Genomic DNA, 20,723 nt, shown 5'->3' with positions numbered 1-20,723 from the left:
CCTTGAATTACCTCAAGGGAGAGAAGCGTTTCAAAGGCGGAATCCGGCGGAAGCAGAAGAAAGCCGCGCTGGATGAGACCTATCTGGCCGACATTCTCGCGGTGTGACAGCTTTCATGCGTTTTCCCTGCCCCGACAAGCCTTCTCACTATTGCCCGTTCTGGGTCTCCTTCAAACATACAAGCTAGCTTCAGCTGCGGTCCGACGCTTCGGCGGCCCGACGCTTCGGCGATTGGGTTCGTCAGGGCACCAGTGTCAGGGCCTCGCCGGCGAACAGCCGGGCCTGGGCCTGCTGGGTCAGGCCATAGGCACGGCGGATGGCGGCGCGGTCCGCCTCGCCGCAGGGCAGGGGACGATCCAGCTCCGGTGAGGCGCGCCAAGCGTGGCAGCGGGCCTGGTCCGGGTCGGCCAGGGGGATCTCCACCAGGCGCTCCGTGTCGGCGAACCAGTGCAGGGCGCCGTTAAGGAAGAAGTCGGCGATCTGCGGGGCCTCGTCGTCGAAGAGCGAGTGCCCCATGGCGTGGGGAAGCGGCATGCCCAGCAGCTCGGCCAGGGTCGGGGCCAGGTCGCGCTGGTGGGCGATGCGCCCGGGCTCGCCCGGGGCAACCCGATCCGGCATATAGAGGGCGAAGGGCAGCAGGGCGCGTTCCAGGGCGCTGCCCTGGACCCGGGCGCTATGGTCGGAGACCAGCAGCAAGGCCCAGGGATGCTGCCATTCCCGTGCCTCCAGGGCGGTGACGAAGTCACCCAGTTCCCGATCCGCCAGGTGCAGGACGTTGCGTTCCACGTCGAGATGACGGTCGCCGGCGGTCAGCCGCGGGGCCGCGTCGTGGAGCTGGGTGTCGTGGGTGGTGTTGGTGTTGATCCCCAGCATCATCGGCTCGGGCAGGGTCTCCAGGCTCGCCAGCACATGGCGGTAGAGGTCGCCGTCATAGACGCCCCAGGCGTTCTCGTCATGGCGGCGGGTGTCGATATCGCCCTTGCCCTGGCTCAGTGTGAAGCCCAGCGACTGGGCATAGGCGCCGACGCTACTGGTGTTCTCGTGGGAGCCCTGGAAGAAGGCGGTGTGCCAACCCGCGTCGCGTAGCCGGCGCGGCAGGCAGTCGTAGTCGTTCAGGGCCTGGGGCGTGCGTGCCAGGGTCTGGCCCAGGGGGTTCTGGTAGCTGCAGAAGATCGCGAACATGCCTTCGGTGGTGCGCATGCCGCCGGAGACCAGCTCGCGGCCGGCCAGGCTGCGGGCGGCGATGGCATCGAAATGCGGGGTCACCGGGGTGCCATCCGTCAGGGGCTGCATATGCACGCTGGACCAGCTCTCCAGCAGCACCACGATCAGGTTCAGCGGTTCGCCGGGGGCCGCACCGGTCGCGGGGCGACGGTCACCATAGAGGGCCGCGACCTCGGCCTGGGCGTCGTCGAGCCACTCGAGTTGCCATTGGCGCAGGGCATCATGGCCACTCTGCAGGCCATGCAGGGCCGAGTAGGCGCCATTCAGGGCCGCGGTGGCTTCCCGGGCATCGGCCAGGCGCATGGCATCGTGGGGGCCCTGGGGCACGCCGCTGGGGCCGCCGCGCACCAGCAGCACGCTCAGGGCCAGCACCACCAGCAGCGAGAGCTCCAGGCGCGGCCCCCGTCCCGGCTTGCCGCTCGGCACCCAGGCCAGCAGCGAAAGCAGGGCGGTCACGGCGACCAGGGCCAGCAGCCAGGGCCAGTGCAGGGCCAGCATCTGGGTGGCGCTGCCGGCGGAGTTGAACAGCTCGGCGGCCTCGTAGCCGATATGCCGTCCGGTCTCCTGCCAGTAGAGCCAGTCGCCCAGGTGTGCCCCAAGCAGCAGCACGCCGGCCGGCACCAGCCAGCCGCGGCGCGGTGGGATAAAGCCCAGGCGGGTGGGCAGCCACAGGCCGACCACGGTGAGGCCGGCGAGCAGGGCGGCGATGGCCAGGTCGAAACGCAGGCCCCACCACCAGGCCCGGGGCCAGAGGCCGTCGGGGACCAGCCAGGCGCTGCCCAGCAGGCGCAGCGTCAGGGTCAGCAGGGTGAGGGTGACAAGGAATTTCAGCCAGCTGCGCAACAGCGCCGGCGGTCGGGGTGAGGTTCTCTGCGTCATTATCGTGCTTATGTTTTTTATGAAGGCGGGGAATATTACCAAAAGATGTTGGTGGAGGTGGGGCAAATCGCCGGCGTATCGGCGATGAATGGGTTGCTGAGGTATCAAATCGCCGAAGCGTCGGACCGCAGCTGAAGCTAGCCCCTACGGGGTGTGGCCACTGGGGTGGTGGCGCATATCGATATATTGTCCAAGGGTTGTATAGTAGTGGCCCTGGTTTGATGACGGTGGCGGCCTGGTAATGAGCTTGAAGCGACTCCTTCCCGTGGTGATCCTGGCGATCGGTATCGCCGGCTTCGTGGCCCTGCGTCTGACGCGGCCGGAACCACCGCCGGCCGCGGCCCAGGAGCGCAGCTGGCGCATCGAGGTGCAGGAGGTGCGGCTGGGGGAGCAGACGCCGATCCTGCCGCTGTTCGGCGAGCTGGTGGCTCCCGAGCGAGTGACCCTGACCGCTTCGCTCCCGGCGCGGATCGCTGCCCGACCGGTGCGCGAGGGGCAGCGAGTCGCCGAGGGAGAACTGCTGGTGGCCCTGGATCAGGCGGATATCGCGCCGCTGCTGGCCCAGGCGGCCGCCGAGGTGGCGGACCTGGAGGCCCAGCTGGCCAACGAGCAGCTGCGCCTGGCCAGCGATCGGGCCGCCCTGGTCAGGGAGCAGGAGATTCGCGATAACGCCGCCCGCCAGCTGGAGCGGGCGCGCAGCCTGGTGGAGCGTAACCTGGGCTCCCGGGCCGACCTGGATGCGGCCCAGGATGCCCTGGCCCGGGCCCGCCTGACCCTGACCACCCGCGAGAATGCCATCGCCGAGCATCCGGCGCGCCAGGCGAGCCTGGAGGCACGGCTGGCCCGGGCACGAGCCCAGCTCGAGGCGACCCGGCGGGATGCCGGCCGGGCCCGGGTCACCGCGCCCTTCGACGGGATCGTCAGCGAGGTCCGGGTGGCGCCCGGCGACCAGGTGGCGGCGGGCGCCAGCCTGCTGTCGGTCTATCCGGAAGCGGGCCTGGAGCTGCGCGCGCGACTGCCCCAGACCCATGAAGCGGAACTGCTCGAGGCCCTGGCCCGGGGCGAGACGCCGCTGGCCGAGGCCGAGAACGGCGCGCGCTTCGCCCTGGTGGGCTTCGCCGGCGAGGGCGATGCCAGCGGCAGCGAGGCGATCCTGGCGCTGCGCGAGTCGACCCCGGGGCTGCGCCCCGGTGGCCTGCTGGCGGTGACCCTGGCACGCCCCTCCCACCCCCGGGCCCTGGCGTTGCCCTTCACCGCCCTGCACGGTAATGATCGCCTCTACCGGGTCGAGGCAGGGCGGCTCGAGCGCCTGGCGGTGGAGCGCCTGGGCGAGACCCGGGGCCCGGATGGCACGCGCCTGGCCCTGGTCGTTGGCGAGGCCCTGACCGATGGCCAGCGCATCATGATCACTCATCTGCCCAATGCCATGCCGGGCCTGCGGGTGGAGATCGCCGCCGAGGAGCCGGAGGCGTGAGCAAGCGACGTGGTGTCATCGGTTTCTTCGTCCATCATCGGGTGGCCGCCAACCTGGTGATGCTGGTCATGCTGGTGGGCGGTGTGCTGGGCTTGTCACGGATGAACATCCAGTTCTTCCCGACCTTCGCCCTGGACGTGGTCAGCGTGCGGGTGGTGTGGAGCGGCGCCTCGGCGGAGGACGTGGAGCAGGGCGTCACCCTGCCCCTGGAACAGCGCCTGCGCAGCATCGATGGCTTGAAGCGCATGACCTCCACCTCCACCCAGGGGGTGGCCAGCATCACCCTGGAGTTCGTCGAGGGCACCGACGCGGTGCTGGCCCTGGATGACGTGCGCCAGGAGGTGGAGGGCTTTACCAGCCTGCCGGCGGAGGCCGAGCGGCCCAGGGTCAGCCGCCTGGCCCGCTACGAGCCGGTGGCGCGGCTGCTGCTCTATGGTGACCTGGTCGAGGACGAGCTCCGCGGCCTGGCCCAGCGCTTCGAGACCCAGCTGTTGCAGCGGGGCATCGACCGGGTCGAACTGGAGGGGGTGGCCGAGCAACAGATCAGCATCGAGGTGCCCGTCGAGCGGCTGCAGACCCTGGGGCTGACCCTGGAACAGGTCGCCGAGCGCATCCAGGGCCTCTCCCGGGACCTGCCGGCGGGGCTGCTGGGGCAGCAGGACAGCGCCCGGGAGCTGCGGGCCGTGGAGCAGCGCCGCCTGGCCCGGGACTTCGAGGGGCTGTCGATCCTCAGTGGCGAGCGGGTCCAGCTGCGCCTGGGGGAGATCGCCATCATTCGCCAGGAGCCGCGTCGCGGCCAGGTGCGCTTGACCCACGAAGGACTGCCGGCGGTGGAGCTGCAACTGCAGCGCGCCGAGGAGGGCAACTCCCTGGCGGCGGCCCAGGTGCTCGAGGAGTGGCTGGAGGAGGTGCGGCCGAGCCTGCCGCCCTCGGTGCGCCTCGAGGTGCATGACCAGAGCTGGCAGCTGATCGCCGAGCGCATCTGGCTGCTGATCGGCAATGGCCTGGGTGGCCTGGTGCTGGTGATCGTGCTGCTCTACTTCTTCCTGCCGGCGCGGGTTGCCGCCTGGGTGGCGGTGGGCATTCCCACCGCCTTCATGGCGGCCATGCTGGTGTTCTGGGGCATCGGCGGCTCCATCAACATGATGTCGCTGTTCGCCCTGATCATGGCCCTGGGGGTGATCGTCGATGACGCCATCGTGGTGGGCGAGGATGCCGATGCCCACTACCGCATGGGTGAGGCGCCACGCAGCGCCTCGGAGGGGGCCGCCAAGCGCATGCTGTGGCCGGTGGTGGCCTCGTCGCTGACCACGGTGGCGGCCTTTATGCCGCTGCTGATGGTGGGGGGCATCATCGGCAATATCCTCGGTGATATTCCGATCATCATGATCTGCGTGCTGATCGCCTCCCTGGTGGAGTGCTTCGTGGTGCTGCCGGCCCACCTGCGCCATGCCTTCGACCCGCGGCGCAAGGCGCCGCGTCACCGCCTGGAGCGGCTGCGCCAGGGCTTCGAGGGGCGTTTCCAGGCCTTTCGCGAGGGGCCCTTCCGGCGTTTCTCGGCGCTTAGCCTGCGTCACCGTGCCGCCACCCTGGCCGCGGCCCTGTCGGTGACCCTGGTGACCGCTGGCCTGGTGGCCGGCGGACGCATCGGCTTTACCTTCTTCCCCTCGCCGGAGCCCACGGTGCTCTATGCCAATGCCAGCTTCGTGGCCGGCACCGAGGCGGGGCGCATGGAAGGCTTTATCGACCACCTGGAGGCGACCCTCGACGAGGCCGAGGCGGCACTCGGCGGCGAGCTGATCCGTACCCGGGTGACCCGCTATGGGGCCAGCCTGGGGGCCGGTGGCACCGGGCGGCGCGCCGACGAGCTGGGGTCGATCATGATCGAGCTGATCTCCCCGGATGACCGGGAGGTGCGCAACAGCGACTTGATCCGCGCCTGGCGGCAGCGCATCACGATGCCGGCGGGCCTCGAGGCCCTGACCATCAGCGAGCGCGCCGCCGGGCCGCCGGGGCGCGATGTGGAGATTCGCCTCACCGGGGAGGAGGCCACGGCGCTGCGCGCCGCCGCCGACCGGCTGCGCGAGGCGCTGGCCAGCCTGCCCGGGGTGCTGGATACCGAGGACGACATGCCCTGGGGGCGCGAGCAGTTGATCTATCGCGTCAATGCCCAGGGCGAGGCCCTGGGGCTGACGACCGCGGAGCTGGGCCGCCAGCTGCGCACGGCCTTCGATGGCCAGGTGGTGCAGGTCTATCAGCAGGGGGCCGACGAGGTCGAGGTGCGGGTAATGCTGCCCCGGGATCAGCGCGAACGACTGGCGACCCTGTCGCGGTTGGCCATCCGGGTGCCGGATGGGCGCCTGGTCCCGCTGACCCAGGTGATCAGCCTGTCGCCGGCCCAGGGCTTCGAGGCGTTGCGCCACGCCGACGGGCGCCTGGCGGTGGAGGTGGGGGCCGAGCTGGATGGTAGCGTCACCTCTGCCCAGCAGGTGCTCGAGAGCCTGGACCGCGAGACCCTACCGGCCCTGGCCCGGGAGTTCCACGTCGCCTACAGCTTCGAGGGGCGCGCCGCCGACCAGCGCGAGACCCTGGCCGATATGCGCACCGGGCTGATCGTCGGCCTGGGGCTGATGTACGTGGTGCTGGCCTGGGTCTTCGCCTCCTGGAGCCTGCCCTTGATCGTCATGGCGATCATTCCCTTCGCCCTGGTGGGCGGGGTGCTGGGGCATTGGTTGCTGGGCATCGAGCTGACGGTGCTGTCGCTGTTCGGCCTCTTCGGGCTCTCCGGCATCGTGGTCAATAACGCCATCATCCTGGTGACCTTCTATCGCCAGCAGCGTCGCCAGGGGTTGGCCATCGACGCCGCCCTCAACGAGGCGGTGGTGCAGCGGGTACGGGCGGTGCTGCTGACCTCCCTGACCACCATCGGTGGCCTCACGCCGCTGCTCTTCGAGACCTCGTTGCAGGCTCAGTTCCTGATCCCCATGGCGGTCTCCATCGCCTTCGGCCTGGGGCTCTCCACCCTGCTGGTGCTGCTGGTGATCCCGGCGCTGCTCTCGTACCTGGAGCACCTGCGGGCCCGGCTGGGGCGGCATGGGGAAGAGCACCCCATCGCCGAGGCGCCGGACCGCGGCTAACGCCAGAACCTACAGCAGGTTGGGTGGCCAGCCTCACAGCAGGCTGGACAACCACTGTTGCTGGAAGAAACACTGGTGTTGTGGGAGTTTGGCTATGTCGAACGATTGGGCGACGAAGTCGCCCCAGGTGGCAGCCAGGATCGCCCTGCGGGCGATCAAGGCGCCTGGCGGCGCCAATCGCGCGGAATCCGCGCTCCCACGGAAACCTTGCGGGGCAACATAGAATCTCCCACCAAACCTGTGGATCGACTAAGGCCGCGCCAATTCACCGCAGCCGGAACGCTTGTGTGGGCGGGGAGCAACTGGTAGATTCTTTATTGCAAATCATTTTCATTGGCAAAGAGGAATTGCAATGAAGCATTTCATGTTCCTGGCGGCCCTGACCTTCGGGCTGGTGGGTGAGGCCCTGGCCGAACGCGTCGATCACTTCCAGGGCGAAGCCGCGGAGACCCTGCAGGCGGCGGTCGAGCATTTCACCGAATACAACCAGCGCCTCGAGGCCCTGTTGGCCCAGGAGACGCTGAGCGACGAAGAGCTGGTGCAGGTGCATGAGCTGACCTACACCCTGGAGAATGCCCTGGAGACCATCTCGGCGGAGGTGGCCGAACTGGCCGAGGAGCTGGAGGAGGTTCACCTGGCGTCGGAGCGCCTGGATGCCGAGGGTGTGAAGAGCCATGGTCGGGTCTATCTCGATAAGGCCAAGGTGTTGATCGATGCCGGTTGATGCAAGACGGTCTGCTGGAAACGACAGCGGCCCCGCCATTGGCGGGGCCGCTGTCGTTCCGGGGCGGCGAATCGCTTAGAAGCTGCGCACGGCGGTGAAGTCGAACCAGGCGCCTTGCCAGCCCGCTTCGGTCTCGACCCGAACTCGGGCGCGCCAGGGCATTACCGCCTCGGTGCAGATGGCGACCTGAGCCGGACCGACGAACTGCCCCTCGCCGGCCGGCGCCAGCGGAAAGCGGTGCAGGCCCATCTCCATGCCGATGCCTTCGAAGTCGACCCGCACCTGGCGGATATCGTTGGCATCGCTCTCCACGCGCAGCGTCAAGGGCGCCAGGGCGCGGATCGGCCTCTCGCCGTCGATGGCGAAGCGCAGTTGGCTGCCATCGGCCAGGGTCGCATGACAGGGGCCCTGGCCCAGGTCGCAGGGGGCATCCGCGGCTTGCCAGTCGATGCCGTCACTGATCGCCAGGCGGTGCGCGGCATACCAGGAAGCAGCCCCGAGGATCAGCAGGGTGGCGAGGATCAGGGCGTTGAGGCGCAGCGAGGTGGTGGAGGCGGGCATGGGATCGATAATGATTGGCAAAGACGCCACTCTAGCAGCTCACCGTGGTCGACACACCTGTGTGACTTTGTCGCAGTGCATGGCGGGAATCATGGTGAGAATAGCCGGTATCTGTTGCCCTTTTTCGTTACCAATCGGTGACTTAAGGTGGCGTATAATGATTGAGAATATACTAATAATCCCCTGACTCCTGTCTGCGCTGGGCCATATCGATAACAACCCTCTCCTGGTGAATCAGCCGAGTCTCCTATGCAAGCCTTGAGCAGGTGCGCCTGCCCGGGGCTTGGCCGGTGTTAATGGATAACCAGGTACGCATAATGAGAAACAATGGATACGTCAGCCAGCGGAATCAGCCCCTGGGGCCCGATGATTTCCTGATCTCCCGCACGGATCGCCAGGGGAATATCACTTATGCCAACCCCGCCTTCGTCAAGATCAGTGGCTTCACCCGCGAGGAATTGATCGATGCGCCGCATAATATCGTGCGCCACCCGGACATGCCCCCGGAGGTGTTCGCGGACATGTGGGCCACCCTGAAAGCGGGGCGGGGCTGGCAGGGGATCGTCAAGAATCGCTGCAAGAACGGTGACCATTACTGGGTGCATGCTCATGTGGTGCCCCTGCTGAGCCAGGGGGGCATCGAGGGGTTTGCGTCCTTGCGGACCTTCGTGCCGGAGGAGGAGACGCGTCGCGCGGAGGTCCTGTACCGCGAGATGCGCGAGGGGCGCTGTGGCTATGAGGTCAAGGCAGGCAAGCTGCGGCGCAAGGGCTGGCTGGGCTGGTTGCCGTCCCGGCAGGTGGGGCTCCAGGGCAAGCTGATGGGCTTTTCTCTGACGGCGGTGGGGGTCGCCCTCGCCGGCGCCAGTCCCTGGTTTGCCCAGTTGCCGGCGCTTGCTGCCTGGACGTTGGGTGGGGCGGCCTCGGCTGGCCTCCTGTTGGCGGGCTGGTGGCTAAGTCACTCCTTGTCCCGCTCGGTGGAACGGGCCAGCGACTTCTCGCTGCAGATTGCCGCAGGCAACCTCGCGTCGGCTCCGGCAGTTCGGCGCCAGGATCCCCTGGGGCAGGTGGTGCGTTCCCTGGATCTGATGCGCAAGTCCCTGCTGTCGATCACCGGGGGCATTCGTCAGGGGGCCGATGTGATCGGGCCGACGGCCAGCGACATGGAGCAGAGCAATCAGGCCATGGTAGGGCGGCTGGAGCAGCAGACCGCCGCGATCCAGGATACCGCCGCCAGCATGGAGGAGATCGCGTCCACGGTTCAGCATAGTGCCGACAATGCGCAACTGGCCACCGAGGCGGCCAACAGCAACGTCAAGGAAGTTGATGATGTCGTCCAGCGCATGCAGGCCCTGGCGACGGCCATGGAGGCGATCACTCAGCAGACCCGGAACATGGCCGCCATGGTCGACACCATCGATAATATTGCCTTCCAGACCAATATTCTGGCTCTCAATGCCTCGGTGGAAGCGGCGCGAGCGGGCGAACACGGGCGTGGCTTTGCGGTGGTGGCCGGCGAGGTGCGCAATCTGGCAAATCAGGCGGCCGATGCCGCCAAGAAAGTCCAGGCGCTGATCGCCGAAGCAGGGCAGGGCGTGGCGGCGGGGGTCGAGCATACTCGGGATACCGAGACGGCCATGCAGCGCATGCGTGAGGCCAGTCACCGGGTCAATGACCTGATGGCGGAGATCAGTGCCGCCGCCCGTGAGCAGAGCGAGGGGGTGATCCAGATCGGTCAGGCGATTCACGCCATCGATCGGGCGACCCAGGAGAGCACGGCCGAGATGCAGCGCTACCATGGCGTGACGCAGTCACTCCGGGTGGAAGCGGACTCCTTGAATATCAATGCCCAGGCATTCAGTACCGGAGGTGCGCCGCAGCCAGCCAGACGGCGTGCTGTTGCCCCAGAGCCGCTGGCACTGCCGAAGCGTGATGCCAGGCATCAAGAAGCCGCCGCCGAGTGGGAGAGTTTTTGAGGGGCTGCCAAGCTTCCTGGAAACCTAGAAGCGATAGCTGATGCGGGCGCTGGTGATATTGAGGTGGTCGAGGCGATCGGCGTCGATATATTCGTACTCGAGCCGGCCCTGCCAGGCGTTGTGCTGGATGCTGGCGCCCAGGCCGAAGGTCTGGGCGGTGCCGTCCAGGGAGTCGCTGCGCCAGTTGCCTTCGGCGGGGCCGGCCAAATCAGCCTGCCAACCGGCCAGCCCCGACTTGCCGTAGAAGTGCAGTTTGCCTAGCCGCAGACCGGCCATGACCGCGCCCCGCAGGCTGGTGCTGTCGAGCTGGACCGGCATCCCCTGGTAGGTGGTGGGCAGCTGTTCGCTCTCCAGGTAGGCGAACTCGGCGCCGATCTCGATGCGTGGGAGCCGTGGCAGCAGGTAGCCGGCGGCGACACGGAACCCCGAGGTAAAGCCATCGAAGAAGTCGACGGATTCGCCATCGACACGCACCCCGTTGTCAAGCTCGACGAGTTCGCCATCGTCCTGGACAGAGGATGACGGTGCCGCCGCCAGCAGGGGAAGCGGGGTGATCAGCAGGGAGACCAGAGTGAGCCGAGACAGTGAGCGAAGCATCATGGTGGCATCGTTCGGGCGTGTGGAACCCCTAGTTTAGCGGAATAAGGAGGATTCGCCACTGCGGACGGCGAGTTGCTCGGCAAGCGGGTATACTGGCCGGGTTGATTCACCCAATACAGGATGCGCCGTGAACGAGATCACCCTGACCCAGCCCGACGATTGGCACCTGCATGTGCGTGACGATGAGGTTCTCGACCTGGTGGTGCCTTACAGCGCCCGCCAGTTCGGCCGCGCCATCATCATGCCCAATCTCAAGCCGCCGGTAACCACCACCGAGCAGGCCCTGGCCTATCGCCAGCGGATCCTCGCCGCGGTGCCGGAAGGGGTGAGCTTCGAGCCCTTGATGACCCTCTATCTCACCGATAACACCATCCCGGAAGAGATCGAGCGGGCGGTGGCCAGTGGCCTGGTGCATGGCGTCAAGCTCTACCCCGCCGGGGCCACCACCAATTCCGACTCCGGGGTGACCAGCGTCGACAAGTGCGCCGATGCCATCGCTGCCATGGAGCGCCTGGGCCTGCCGCTGCTGGTCCACGGCGAGGTGACCCATGCGGAGATCGATATCTTCGACCGCGAGGCGGTGTTCATCGACAAGGTGATGAAACCGCTGCTGGCGCGTTTCCCGGACCTGAAGGTGGTCTTCGAGCATATCACCACCCGTCAGGCGGTGGAGTTCGTGGAGGCGGCGCCGGCCAATGTGGCGGCTACCATCACCGCTCACCATCTGCTCTTCAACCGCAACCAGATGCTGGTGGGCGGCATTCGTCCCCACTACTACTGCCTGCCGGTGCTCAAGCGCGAGAGCCACCGCGAGGCGCTGCTCTCCGCCGCCACCTCCGGCAGCCGCAAGTTCTTCCTGGGCACCGATAGCGCCCCCCATGCCAAGGGCGCCAAGGAGAGTGCCTGCGGCTGTGCCGGAGCCTTTACCGCCCCCGCGGCCATCGAGCTCTATGCCACCGCCTTCGAGCAGGCCGGCGCCCTGGACCGCCTGGAAGGTTTCGCTAGCCTGAATGGCCCGGCCTTCTACGGCCTGCCGCGCAACCCGCGCACCATTACCCTCAAGCGGGAGGCCTGGACCCTGCCGGAGAGCCTGCCCTATGGGGACGAGGTGATCGTGCCGCTGATGGCCGGTGAGGCGCTGAACTGGAAGCTGGTCTAGCCCGCCGAGAAATCGGGTTCATCGCATTCTGGCGTGAATCCTATGGTGGGAGATTCTATGTTGCCCCTCAAGCCGCCACCGCGGTTTTTGTGGGAGCGCGGATTCCGCGCGATATCGCCCGCAGGGCGATCCTGGCCGGCCCTCAAGGGCGACTGCGTCGCCCAATCGTCCGGCGGAGCCGAACTCCCACAGCCCCAGCGCCACTTCCCGTGGCAGAGGCCACCTAACCTATAGCGGGAGCGCGGCGATCCGGCGTCCCGGTTTCGCCGGACCGCCGATCTCCCACAACACCAGCCTCCGCCTCACAGCAGGCCATTCCCTAGCGTTTGCCGTTCTTGCGGTGACGCACCTCGAAGATCACCGATTTGGTGAGAATGGTCAGCAGGAACATCAGCCAGCCGGCAGTGGCCAGGACGTTGAACAGCAGCAGCCGCTGGGCGCCGGTCAGGGTCGTCACCAGGGCCTCGAAGGGAACGGCCAGGGCCATGGCCAGCAGTAACGGCAGGGCGATCACATGCATCAGCATCTCGGTGCGCCGTTTGCGGATCCGGTAACGTCCCAGCATCAGCCGCAGCGGACGATGGCCCAGGGAGACGATCAGGCAGGTGCCGGCCAGGCAGAGCGCCGTGATGCTGGGCAGGGCGTTGCCCTGCCAGGCGGAGAGGCTCGCCGACCAGGCCAGGCCCAGCCAGATGACGCCTTCGAGGCTGGCGATGAGATCGCCCGAGTAGCGCACTCTGCTCATTCCCGCTCCCTATTCCCGCTCTATTGTCCCGTTGCGTGTCCCGCAGGGCCGCCCGGCCGCCTCAACGACGGCGCCACAGGGCCCGCACCCAGCGCCAGCGATTGATCAGCAGCGCCGCGAAGATCAGCCCGCAGCCGAGCAGTTGCCAGGCGCTCATGGTCTCATTGAACCACAGCGCCGCCATCAGCGCGGTCCAGACCGCTTCCAGCATCATGATCACGGCCGCATGGCTGGGCGTGGTCAGGCCCTGGGCGTAGACCTGCAGGAAGAAGCGCAGGGTGCTGGCCAGCAGCACGCTGGCCGCCAGCCAGGCCAGGGTATCGCCTCCCACCCGCGCGGGCCAGGGCTCGCTCACTGCCGAGAGGGCCGTCAGTACCAGGCCCACCACGATCAGCTGGATGGCCGTCAATGGCAGGGCGGGGAGGCGCTTCACCACCCGCGAGTTGAGGTTGAAGAGCAGGGCGAAGAGGGTGGCGGCGATCAGGAACAGCCACTGGCTCGCCTCCAGCTGGAAGCCGCGCTCCAGGGAGAGGCAGGCGAGCCCCACCACGGCGACGGGGAGGGCGATCCAGGTGGTCTTCGGGGGGCGGTCGCCGAACAGCAGGCGGGCCATCACCGGCACCAGCAGGATGCCGAGGCTATTGATAAAGGCGCTCTCGCCCAGGTGGCTGGCGTAAGCCAGGCCCAGCACCCAGAAGGCGATGGCGGCGGCGAACACCAGGCCGACCCCCAGGGCGCCGGTGAATTGACTCAGGCGACGCTTCTTCAGGCTGGGCCAGGCGAAGGGCAGCAGCAGCAGGCCCGCGAGCAGGAAGCGACTGCCGATGAACAGCAGCGGCGGCAGGCCGTCGAGGGCTTCCTTGGAGAAGATCCAGCCGGCGGCAGCCAGCAGGGTCACGGCGAGCAGCAGCAGGTCGGCCTTGAGGGGCGGGCGGGAAGCGGCGGTCATGGGGCTCCTGTCGTCGGAGGGAAAGCGTCCGTGCCGATTCGATGATACGTGATCCGGTCACGGCCGCCCAGCGACTATGCTGTCACCGTAGGGCTAGCGCGGTTAGCTGTGCGGTCTGGGGCTACCCTGGGGGCAGGTCGTCGCGGGGCGCTGTGAACCCCTCCCTGGGCGCTACTTTTGCCGTCCCTGGCAAAAAACCCCCGCTCCATCCTGCCCCCAGCGCCCCTCGACGATTCCAACGTTGCTAGCCCAGGTGTAAGCGGAAGGGGAAAGGAGGCCTCGCCATGGAAGCCATGACCATCACCCATCACGGCGCCGTGGATGGCGTCACCGGCAGCTGCCACCGCCTGCATCTCGACGCGCGGCGCGCGCTGCTGATCGACTGTGGCCTCTTTCAGGGCGAGGAGGCGGGCGGCGAGGCCTTCGAGCGCCAGCGGGTCGATTTCTCCCTGGACGGTGTCCTGGGCCTGGTGGTGACCCATGTGCATATCGACCATATCGGTCGGCTGCCCTACCTGGTGGCGGCGGGCTTCGAGGGCCCCATCCTGTGCAGTGAGCCAAGCGCCGAATTGCTGCCGCTGGTGATCGAGGATGCCCTGCGGGTGGGCTTTACCCGCGACCGGGGGTTGATCGAGCGCTTCCTGGCGCGGGTCGGTGCCCAGCTGGTGCCCCTGGCGTATCGCCAGTGGCACACCCTGGTGGATGACGCCGGCCTGCGGGTGCGGGTTCGCCTGCAGCGCGCGGGGCATATCCTCGGCTCCGCCTATGTGGAGGTCGATTGGCGGGACAAGGTGCGCGGCGAGCGGCAGCGGGTGGTCTTCTCCGGCGACCTGGGGGCGCCCCATTCGCCGCTGTTACCGGCGCCGCGCTCGCCCCATGGGGCCGACGTGGTGGTGCTGGAGAGCACCTATGGGGATCGTCGCCACGAGGAGCGTCGCCATCGTCGGGATCGCCTCCAGGCGGCCATCGAGGCGGCCCTGGCGGATGGCGGCACGGTGCTGATTCCGGCCTTCAGCATCGGCCGCACCCAGGAGCTGCTCTACGAGCTGGAGGGGATCATTCATCGCGCCCGGCGCCGGGGCGGGACGGCCGCCGAGCTCTGGGGCGAGCTGGCGATCATCGTCGATTCGCCCCTGGCGGCGCGCTTCACCCAGGCCTACCGGCGGTTGCGTCCCTTCTGGGATGCCGAGGCGCAGCGACGCCTGCGAGCCGGTCGCCACCCCCTGGACTTCGAGACCCTGCATACCCCGGAGAGCGACGACGAGCACCAGCGCTGCGTGGCTCACCTGGCCGAGACGCGGCGCCCGGCGGTGGTGATCGCCGCCAGCGGCATGGCGGCGGGTGGACGCATCGTCGACTACCTCAAGGCGATGCTCGGCGATCCCTGCCATCAGGTGCTGTTCGTCGGCTATCAGGCCCGGGGCACGCCGGGGCGGGCGATTCAGCAGTACGGGCCGCAGGGCGGCTGGGTGGAGCTGGAGGGGCGGCGCTACCCGATCCGCGCCAAGGTGGCGAGCCTGGGCGGCTATTCGGCCCATGCCGATGCCCGGGATCTGCTCAACTTCATTCGTCGGATGCGTCGCTGGCCGCGGCAGGTGCGCCTGGTGCATGGCGACAGCGGGGCCAAGCAGGCCCTCAAGGCGGCCCTGGAGGCCATGGCCGCCGAGCGTGGGGCGGCCATGGAGGTGGTGATTCCTAGCGGCGTTGATAGACCCGAGTGACCAGGGTGCCCTGCTTGTCGAACTCCAGGCGCCGATTGCGCCCGGCCAGGCAGGCGAAAACGGCGGCGAAGCCGGCGATGCCGACCAGCACGCCGGTCACGGTACCCAGGCCGGCGCCCAGCTGCAGCAGCAGGCCGATGGCCAGGGGCCCCATGGCCGCCAGGGTATAGCCGAAGCCCTGGGCCATGCCGGAGAGCTTGCCGGCCAGGCGCGAGTCGCCGCTGCGCAGCACGATCATGGTCAGGGCCAGGCTGAAGGCGCCGCCCTGACCGAGGCCGAGCAGGGTGGCGCCCAGCCAGCGCAGGGAGAGTGGCGCCTGCAGCAGGATCACGAAACCGGCGGTGGTCAGGCCCAGCACCAGCAGCATGGCGGGGCGCTGGTCGCGATGCAGGCGCGCCAGCCAGGGGGCGCCGAGGGCCGAGATCAGCTGCACCATCACCGAGCCGGCCAGCAGCCAGCCCGCTTCACCCTCGCTCAGGCCGCGCTTCTGCAGCAGCACCGGCAGCCAGCCGAAGACGATATAGGCCAGTGACGACTGGCTACCCATCAGGGCGGTGACCTGCCAGGCCAGGCCATGGCGCCATAGCCGCACCCTGGGAGCCGGGGCGAGGCTGGCGGGGGATGGCGGCTTGGGATGGGGCATGCCCAGCCGCCAGGCGACGAGGGCGGCCAGGGCCAGCAGCGCCCAGCTGGCCAGGCTCAGGTGCCAGTCCCCCAACCAGTCGGCCAGCGGAATGCCGAGCCCGGCACCCAGGGCCCCCCCCAGGCACAGCGCCATGGTATAGACCCCGGTCATCAGGTCGGCGCCCTTGGGCAGCTCGCGCTTGACCAGCGCCGGCAGCAGGGTGCCGGCGATGCCGATGGCGGCGCCCACGCCCAGGGTGCCGAGGAACAGCAGTGGCGTCAGGTGGTTGGCCCGCAGCAGCAGGGCGCCGGCCAGCAGCAGTAGGGCCAGCGACAGGGTGCGCTCGGGCCCCAGGCGCTTGGCCAGCCAGGGCGCCAGGGGAGCGAAGAGGCCCAGGCAGAGCACCGGCAGGGTGGTCAGGGCACCGATACCCAGCGGCGATAGGCCGGTATCGGCCTGAATGCGGTTGAGCAGCGGTGACAGGGAGGAGAGGGCGGGCCTCAGGTTGAGTCCCACCAGCACCATCAGGGCGAGGAAGCCGATCAGGCGTCCCCGGGATGGCATGGTTTGATTAGCGGTCATGTCGGTCTCGACGTTCACGGCCCCCCACGGCGGCGGGCCCCGACCAGCGGTTACCGGCCTCTCCCTGCTGGGCGCCACGCTCGGTGGTAATGCCTTCCAGGGCCTCGAGGCCATAGCGTTGTGTATTGCGAGATGGGCCGGCCTGGGGGGAGGCCTTGTCGCGGATGGTGGTGACATCTTCCACGCTGATCAGCCCGGAGCGCCCTCCCATGGAGGTCAACTGGGTGGTCAGGGGGCCTTCGAAGGCCCAGCAGCGCTGGGGCACCCAGGAGACCTGCCAGACACGCCCCTGCCAGAGGGCCCGCTCTTCATCGTCGATGCTCAGCGCCTCCAGCGGCACCAGGGCCGCGAAGAGCCGCGAATTGAGCACCAGGCCACTGTTGTCGAAGCTGACGGGGCCCGCGTAGCTGCCTTGGCGCAACTGCTCCAGCAGGGCCTTGGCACGCCCCTTGCCGGTGACCTGGCCACGCCCACAGAGATGCAGCAGGTCGGTATCGATCTGCTTGATGATCCAGCATTCGGGGGGCTTGCTCTTGAGGAAACTCAGCATTGGGCCTCGCATTCGCCCAGTGGGAGATGTTATCCAGGTCAATACATTCGCATAAAGCGATAAAGTGGGCCAGCGCACAGGGCGCTGGCCCGGGAGGAACTGGCCTGGTCGTCAGCCCTGCTGGGCAGGGCGCCGGGGGCGACGCCGCCGGCGTGCCGGCTTGGCGGCCTCGTTATCGCGGTTGCCGGATTGACGGGCCTCGCCACCCTGGCGGGATTGGCCCTGGCCCCGGCCGCCATTGCTGCGGCCGCCATTGCCACCCCGGCCCCCATTGCCCCGGCCGCGGTTGCGACCGTTCTCGATGGGTTCGGGCTTGGCGTTGGGGTCCGGCTCGAAGCCGGGCACGATGTGTTTCTCCAGGTCGCGCTTGATCAGTCGCTCGATGCCCTTGAGCAGGCCGTGCTCGTCGACGCAGACCAGCGATACCGCCTGGCCTTCGCTGCCGGCGCGGCCGGTACGGCCGATGCGGTGCACATAGTCTTCGGCCACGTTGGGCAGCTCGAAGTTGACCACATAGGGCAGCTCGCTGATATCCAGGCCGCGGGCGGCGATATCGGTGGCCACCAGGACCTGCAGTTCGCCGCTCTTGAAGGCCGACAGGGCCTTGGTGCGGGCCGACTGGCTCTTGTTGCCATGGATGGCCATGGCCGGGATGTCCTGCTTGCTGAGCTGCTCGGCGAGGCGGTTGGCGCCATGCTTGGTGCGGGTGAAGACCAGCACCTGATACCACTGCTGCTCGCTGATCAGGTGAGCCAGTAGTTCGCGCTTCTTCTCCCGGTCGACCCGATAGACCGACTGGTCGACGGTCTCGGCGGTGGTGTTGCGGCGTGCCACCTCGATCTTGGCCGGGTTGTCGAGCAGCTTGTGGGCCAGGGCCTGGATCTCGTCGGAGAAGGTCGCCGAGAAGAGCAGGTTCTGACGCTTCTCCGGCAGCAGCTTCAGGACCTTCTTGATGTCATGGATAAAGCCCATGTCGAGCATGCGGTCGGCTTCGTCCAGCACCAGGATCTCGATGCGCGAGAAGTCCACGTGCTTCTGCTGGTGCAGGTCGAGCAGGCGGCCGGGGGTGGCCACCAGCACGTCCAGGCCGGGGCGGATGGCATCCACCTGGGGCTGCTGGCCGACGCCGCCGAAGATCACATGGCTCTTGAGGGTCAGGTGGCGGCCATAGTCGGCCACGCTCTCGCCCACCTGGGCGGCCAGCTCCCGGGTCGGGGTCAGCACCAGGGCGCGGATCTGGCGCTTGCCGGGGCGCGGGCCGTCGGCCAGGCGCTGCAGCATCGGCAGGGTAAAGCCGGCGGTCTTGCCGGTGCCGGTCTGGGCGCTGGCCAGCAGGTCGCCGCCACCCAGCACGGCGGGAATCGCCTGGCGCTGGATCGGGGTCGGGGTGGTATAGCCCTGTGCCTCGACGGCACGCAGCAGTTCGGCACGCAGGCCGAGATCGGAAAAACTCATGGAGACTCCATCGACCCCGTCGCCACCCACCGCGGCAATGGCGGCGCGGGTCCCGGGCGGCGGAGCAAGAAACATCGGGTGACAGGTGCGGCAGGAGGGACCGAGATAGGCCGCGCCGGCATCATGACAGAAAAGCCGCCCCAGTGCGAGGCCCTTGACCGTGGCATCGGGTCGCGGGCCAGGAGAGCCGCGTTGGATCAAGGGGTTGTTGGCTAACGCTCGTTTGAGTAGCGTAGTTAATTGTCCGTTCAATAAAAATAGACGGCGTTACCTCACTGCAAAGGCAAGGAGCCCCGATGCATTACTCGAAACCCATGATCTCCCTCCTGCTCACCGGCTGCGTCGGCCTGGGGGCCAGCGGCATGGCCCTGGCCGAAGCGAGCGACCGTCAGGCGATGGTGCAGGCTCACCAGGCGTTCGCCGTGATCGCCCACCGTGGTGCCAGCGGTCATGCCCCGGAGCAGACCTGGCCGGCCCTGGAGCAGGCCCTGGCCGTGGAGGCCGATTATCTGGAGCTGGATGTCCAGGTCACCGCGGATGGCGAACTGGTGGCGTTCCATGACGATGACCTGGCGCGGACTACTGGTGTCGAGGGCGCGGTGGGCGACTTCACCCTCGCCGAGCTGCAGGCCCTGGATGCGGGCGGCTGGTTCAACGACGCCTTTCCCGAGCGGGCCGACGCCGCTTACGCGGGGGCGCGAATCCTCAGCCTCGACGAGATCTTCGCGCGTTATGGCGACTCGGTGCGCTATTACCTGGAGACCAAGTCACCGCACCTCAATCCCGGGCTGGAAGAGGCCCTGGTGGAACGGCTCGAGGCCCATGGGCTGGCCGAGCCCGAGCGGGTGCTGATTCAGTCCTTCGACCAGCAGAGCCTGCTGCGGGTGCACGAGCTCAATGCCGATCTGCCGCTGGTGCAACTGCTCTGGTACTACCCGGAGGAGGAGGGCGCCGGGGCTTTGAAGGAGTGGACCGGGGTGACGCCGGCTCCCGAGGCCATGAGTGACGCCGACTTCCAGGCGATCGCCGACTATGCCATCGGGGTGGGCACCAACCTGACCTATTACGATGGTCGCGAGGTCATCGATGCCGACTTCGTGGCTCAGGCCCAGGCCAATGACCTGCTGGTGCACGTCTACACCATCAACGACAGCGAGACCATGGCGCGGCTGATGGCGTGGGGCGTCGATGGCCTCTTTACCGACTTCCCGGACCGGCTTCGCGCGCTGACGCCGGCCGAATGACCGGGGCGGTAGGCGAGCCGCGGCTAAAGCCAGCTACGGGTTAGGGGGAGGCTCAGTCCGTCTCGCCGGGTCCCAGGGCCCGCAGGATCCGTGCCCGGTGGCCGGCATTCAGGCCGGGCACCCGGGCCAGGGTGGCCTCGTCGACCGTCTCCAGCTGTTCATGGCTGACCAGCCCATGCAGGAAGAGACGCCGGGCCAGGGTGGGGCCGATGCCGGCGATGACGGTCAGCGGTTCGGCATGCTCGTCCAGGTAGGCCTGGCGCGCCGCCTCATCCAGGTCGTCGCAGCCACCCTCGCGATAGAGCGCCAGGGCCAGTTCCGCCAGATGACGATGGGCGCGGTTCACGCCCTCGCGGATCGTCTCGGGCAGGCTGTCGGGCACTTCCAGGGTGGCGAGTCGTACCCGGGCCATGCTCAATACATGGCGGCGGGTCTCGGCATCGGCGCCCTCGGCGTGCTCGATCTCCTGGTGCAGCTCGCGAATGGCCTGTAACAGGGCAGTGATCCGGGCATCGTCTTCCATGGCCTCGTTTCCTCAACGGTCGGTAGCAAGCCGCGGCGCCAGCGCCTCGGCGACTTGGTCGGCCACTGCGTCCCAGCTCTCGCCGAGGGCGCGCACCAGGGCCGGGTAGCCATCACCGGCCAGCGGCCGCTCGGCGTGGAAGCGGCCCTGGGCGAGCGGACTCCCCTCGGCCGATGCCAGGCGCCAGGACCCCGCGGCGATCGCCATTCCATCATAGCGTCCCTCGAAGCGTTCCACCTCGAGCCGCAGCCGCGGCGCCGGGGCGTCGTCGCCCCGGGCCAGTGCCACCTGGGTCTGGGGCAAGCGCTCGGCCAGGCGATCACGCAGCCCGCGGGCCAGGTGCGGTCCCGGGGCCTCGATCCAGCGGTGCTCGCGGGCCTGGTGGCGGCTGATGTCGTCCAGCTGCAGCACGATGCCCTCCTGATCGAGGTACTCCACCAGCTGTAAGGGAGCGATCAGCAGCCGGGTCTCGGCGGCAGCGACGGTTGCCGCCTCGGGGCCGGGCAGGGCATAGCGTTGGGTCGCGCTGCCGCCGCCGGCACAGCCGGCGAGCAGGGCGAGAAGCAACAGGGGCAGGATCAGGCGCATCATGGAACCT

General features: G+C 68.2%; 17 protein-coding genes. 7 read left to right on the top strand and 10 right to left on the bottom strand.

Features of this window, described 5'->3' with window-relative positions; genetic code table 11:
- Positions 1 to 240: 240 nt before the first annotated feature.
- The gene (locus IHD13_RS05760; RefSeq protein ID WP_195860074.1) at positions 241 to 2,103 is read right to left on the bottom strand and encodes an LTA synthase family protein; all 1,863 of its coding nucleotides are present in this window, start codon (positions 2,101 to 2,103) and stop codon (positions 241 to 243) included.
- 247 nt (positions 2,104 to 2,350) lie between these two features.
- Between IHD13_RS05760 and IHD13_RS18435 the strand changes: the two genes are divergently transcribed.
- From IHD13_RS18435 to IHD13_RS05745, 3 genes are all read left to right on the top strand, one after another.
- Positions 2,351 to 3,577, top strand: coding sequence for an efflux RND transporter periplasmic adaptor subunit (locus IHD13_RS18435; RefSeq protein ID WP_268246218.1), 1,227 nt, complete (start codon positions 2,351 to 2,353; stop codon positions 3,575 to 3,577).
- Complete coding sequence (locus IHD13_RS05750) at positions 3,574 to 6,714, top strand: efflux RND transporter permease subunit (protein WP_195860072.1); 3,141 nt, start codon at positions 3,574 to 3,576, stop codon at positions 6,712 to 6,714. Before IHD13_RS18435 ends, IHD13_RS05750 begins: the two co-directional genes overlap by 4 nt.
- Positions 6,715 to 7,066: 352 nt before the next feature.
- Positions 7,067 to 7,438, top strand: a complete 372-nt coding sequence (locus tag IHD13_RS05745) for a DUF6746 family protein (RefSeq protein ID WP_195860071.1) — start codon at positions 7,067 to 7,069, stop codon at positions 7,436 to 7,438.
- A 75-nt stretch (positions 7,439 to 7,513) separates the two neighbouring features.
- Here the strand turns inward: IHD13_RS05745 and IHD13_RS05740 are convergent, their stop codons facing one another.
- On the bottom strand, positions 7,514 to 8,020 hold the full coding sequence (locus IHD13_RS05740) for a hypothetical protein (RefSeq protein ID WP_230086157.1): 507 nt from the start codon (positions 8,018 to 8,020) through the stop codon (positions 7,514 to 7,516).
- A 296-nt stretch (positions 8,021 to 8,316) separates the two neighbouring features.
- Here IHD13_RS05740 and IHD13_RS05735 point away from each other — a divergent pair, with 296 nt between their 5' ends.
- Positions 8,317 to 9,972: a methyl-accepting chemotaxis protein gene (locus IHD13_RS05735; RefSeq protein ID WP_195860070.1), complete on the top strand. Its 1,656-nt coding sequence runs from the start codon at positions 8,317 to 8,319 to the stop codon at positions 9,970 to 9,972.
- Positions 9,973 to 9,996: 24 nt separating this feature from the next.
- Here the strand turns inward: IHD13_RS05735 and IHD13_RS05730 are convergent, their stop codons facing one another.
- Entirely contained in the window at positions 9,997 to 10,572 is a 576-nt protein-coding gene (locus IHD13_RS05730; RefSeq protein ID WP_195860069.1) for a hypothetical protein, read from the bottom strand.
- Positions 10,573 to 10,699: 127 nt separating this feature from the next.
- Between IHD13_RS05730 and pyrC the strand changes: the two genes are divergently transcribed.
- Positions 10,700 to 11,731: a dihydroorotase gene (gene pyrC / locus IHD13_RS05725; RefSeq protein ID WP_195860068.1), complete on the top strand. Its 1,032-nt coding sequence runs from the start codon at positions 10,700 to 10,702 to the stop codon at positions 11,729 to 11,731.
- A gap of 319 nt (positions 11,732 to 12,050) precedes the next feature.
- Here pyrC and IHD13_RS05720 read toward each other — a convergent pair whose 3' ends face one another.
- Together IHD13_RS05720 and IHD13_RS05715 are read right to left on the bottom strand one after the other, a co-directional pair.
- Positions 12,051 to 12,476: a hypothetical protein gene (locus IHD13_RS05720; RefSeq protein WP_195860067.1), complete on the bottom strand. Its 426-nt coding sequence runs from the start codon at positions 12,474 to 12,476 to the stop codon at positions 12,051 to 12,053.
- 61 nt (positions 12,477 to 12,537) lie between these two features.
- A complete protein-coding gene (locus tag IHD13_RS05715) occupies positions 12,538 to 13,425 on the bottom strand; it encodes a DMT family transporter (protein WP_195860066.1) in 888 nt (295 codons plus the stop codon).
- 284 nt (positions 13,426 to 13,709) lie between these two features.
- Here IHD13_RS05715 and IHD13_RS05710 point away from each other — a divergent pair, with 284 nt between their 5' ends.
- The gene (locus IHD13_RS05710) at positions 13,710 to 15,146 is read left to right on the top strand and encodes an MBL fold metallo-hydrolase RNA specificity domain-containing protein (RefSeq protein WP_230086156.1); all 1,437 of its coding nucleotides are present in this window, start codon (positions 13,710 to 13,712) and stop codon (positions 15,144 to 15,146) included.
- Here IHD13_RS05710 and IHD13_RS05705 read toward each other — a convergent pair.
- The 3 genes from IHD13_RS05705 to IHD13_RS05695 all read right to left on the bottom strand — a co-directional run bounded on the left by IHD13_RS05705 (position 15,121) and on the right by IHD13_RS05695 (position 18,358).
- A complete protein-coding gene (locus IHD13_RS05705; RefSeq protein ID WP_230086155.1) occupies positions 15,121 to 16,353 on the bottom strand; it encodes an MFS transporter in 1,233 nt (410 codons plus the stop codon). The two genes, IHD13_RS05710 and IHD13_RS05705, sit on opposite strands and share 26 nt — an antisense overlap.
- The gene (locus IHD13_RS05700) at positions 16,343 to 16,903 is read right to left on the bottom strand and encodes a hypothetical protein (protein ID WP_195860065.1); all 561 of its coding nucleotides are present in this window, start codon (positions 16,901 to 16,903) and stop codon (positions 16,343 to 16,345) included. The genes IHD13_RS05705 and IHD13_RS05700 overlap by 11 nt, the downstream gene beginning before the upstream one ends.
- A gap of 111 nt (positions 16,904 to 17,014) precedes the next feature.
- On the bottom strand, positions 17,015 to 18,358 hold the full coding sequence (locus tag IHD13_RS05695) for a DEAD/DEAH box helicase (protein WP_195860064.1): 1,344 nt from the start codon (positions 18,356 to 18,358) through the stop codon (positions 17,015 to 17,017).
- 296 nt (positions 18,359 to 18,654) lie between these two features.
- On the opposite strand from IHD13_RS05695, the gene IHD13_RS05690 reads away from it, so the two are divergent.
- Entirely contained in the window at positions 18,655 to 19,602 is a 948-nt protein-coding gene (locus IHD13_RS05690; protein WP_230086154.1) for a glycerophosphodiester phosphodiesterase, read from the top strand.
- A 52-nt stretch (positions 19,603 to 19,654) separates the two neighbouring features.
- Here IHD13_RS05690 and IHD13_RS05685 read toward each other — a convergent pair whose 3' ends face one another.
- Positions 19,655 to 20,125, bottom strand: a complete 471-nt coding sequence (locus tag IHD13_RS05685; RefSeq protein ID WP_195860063.1) for a helix-hairpin-helix domain-containing protein — start codon at positions 20,123 to 20,125, stop codon at positions 19,655 to 19,657.
- 12 nt (positions 20,126 to 20,137) lie between these two features.
- Positions 20,138 to 20,716 (bottom strand): PqiC family protein, encoded by a 579-nt coding sequence (locus tag IHD13_RS05680; protein WP_195860062.1) that lies wholly within the window; start codon positions 20,714 to 20,716, stop codon positions 20,138 to 20,140.
- Positions 20,717 to 20,723: the final 7 nt, after the last annotated feature.

Origin of the sequence: Halomonas sp. 328, assembly GCF_015645095.1 — a bacterium.
Lineage (GTDB): Bacteria > Pseudomonadota > Gammaproteobacteria > Pseudomonadales > Halomonadaceae > Bisbaumannia.
The sequence above is the reverse complement of the archived record's forward strand: the minus strand, read 5'-3'. Positions and strand labels throughout refer to the sequence as shown.

What these genes read in the sequence shown, in the direction of transcription:
- IHD13_RS05680 (WP_195860062.1), bottom strand. Translation starts at nt 20,716, where the DNA reads ATGATGCGCCTGATCCTGCCCCTGTTGCTTCTCGCCCTGCTCGCCGGC.
- IHD13_RS05745 (WP_195860071.1), top strand. Translation starts at nt 7,067, where the DNA reads ATGAAGCATTTCATGTTCCTGGCGGCCCTGACCTTCGGGCTGGTGGGT.
- IHD13_RS05710 (WP_230086156.1), top strand. Translation starts at nt 13,710, where the DNA reads ATGGAAGCCATGACCATCACCCATCACGGCGCCGTGGATGGCGTCACC.
- IHD13_RS05690 (WP_230086154.1), top strand. Translation starts at nt 18,655, where the DNA reads ATGCATTACTCGAAACCCATGATCTCCCTCCTGCTCACCGGCTGCGTC.
- IHD13_RS05685 (WP_195860063.1), bottom strand. Translation starts at nt 20,125, where the DNA reads ATGGAAGACGATGCCCGGATCACTGCCCTGTTACAGGCCATTCGCGAG.
- IHD13_RS05735 (WP_195860070.1), top strand. Translation starts at nt 8,317, where the DNA reads ATGAGAAACAATGGATACGTCAGCCAGCGGAATCAGCCCCTGGGGCCC.
- IHD13_RS05705 (WP_230086155.1), bottom strand. Translation starts at nt 16,353, where the DNA reads ATGACCGCTAATCAAACCATGCCATCCCGGGGACGCCTGATCGGCTTC.
- IHD13_RS05695 (WP_195860064.1), bottom strand. Translation starts at nt 18,358, where the DNA reads ATGAGTTTTTCCGATCTCGGCCTGCGTGCCGAACTGCTGCGTGCCGTC.
- IHD13_RS05700 (WP_195860065.1), bottom strand. Translation starts at nt 16,903, where the DNA reads ATGCTGAGTTTCCTCAAGAGCAAGCCCCCCGAATGCTGGATCATCAAG.
- IHD13_RS05720 (WP_195860067.1), bottom strand. Translation starts at nt 12,476, where the DNA reads ATGAGCAGAGTGCGCTACTCGGGCGATCTCATCGCCAGCCTCGAAGGC.
- IHD13_RS05760 (WP_195860074.1), bottom strand. Translation starts at nt 2,103, where the DNA reads ATGACGCAGAGAACCTCACCCCGACCGCCGGCGCTGTTGCGCAGCTGG.
- IHD13_RS05730 (WP_195860069.1), bottom strand. Translation starts at nt 10,572, where the DNA reads ATGATGCTTCGCTCACTGTCTCGGCTCACTCTGGTCTCCCTGCTGATC.
- IHD13_RS05715 (WP_195860066.1), bottom strand. Translation starts at nt 13,425, where the DNA reads ATGACCGCCGCTTCCCGCCCGCCCCTCAAGGCCGACCTGCTGCTGCTC.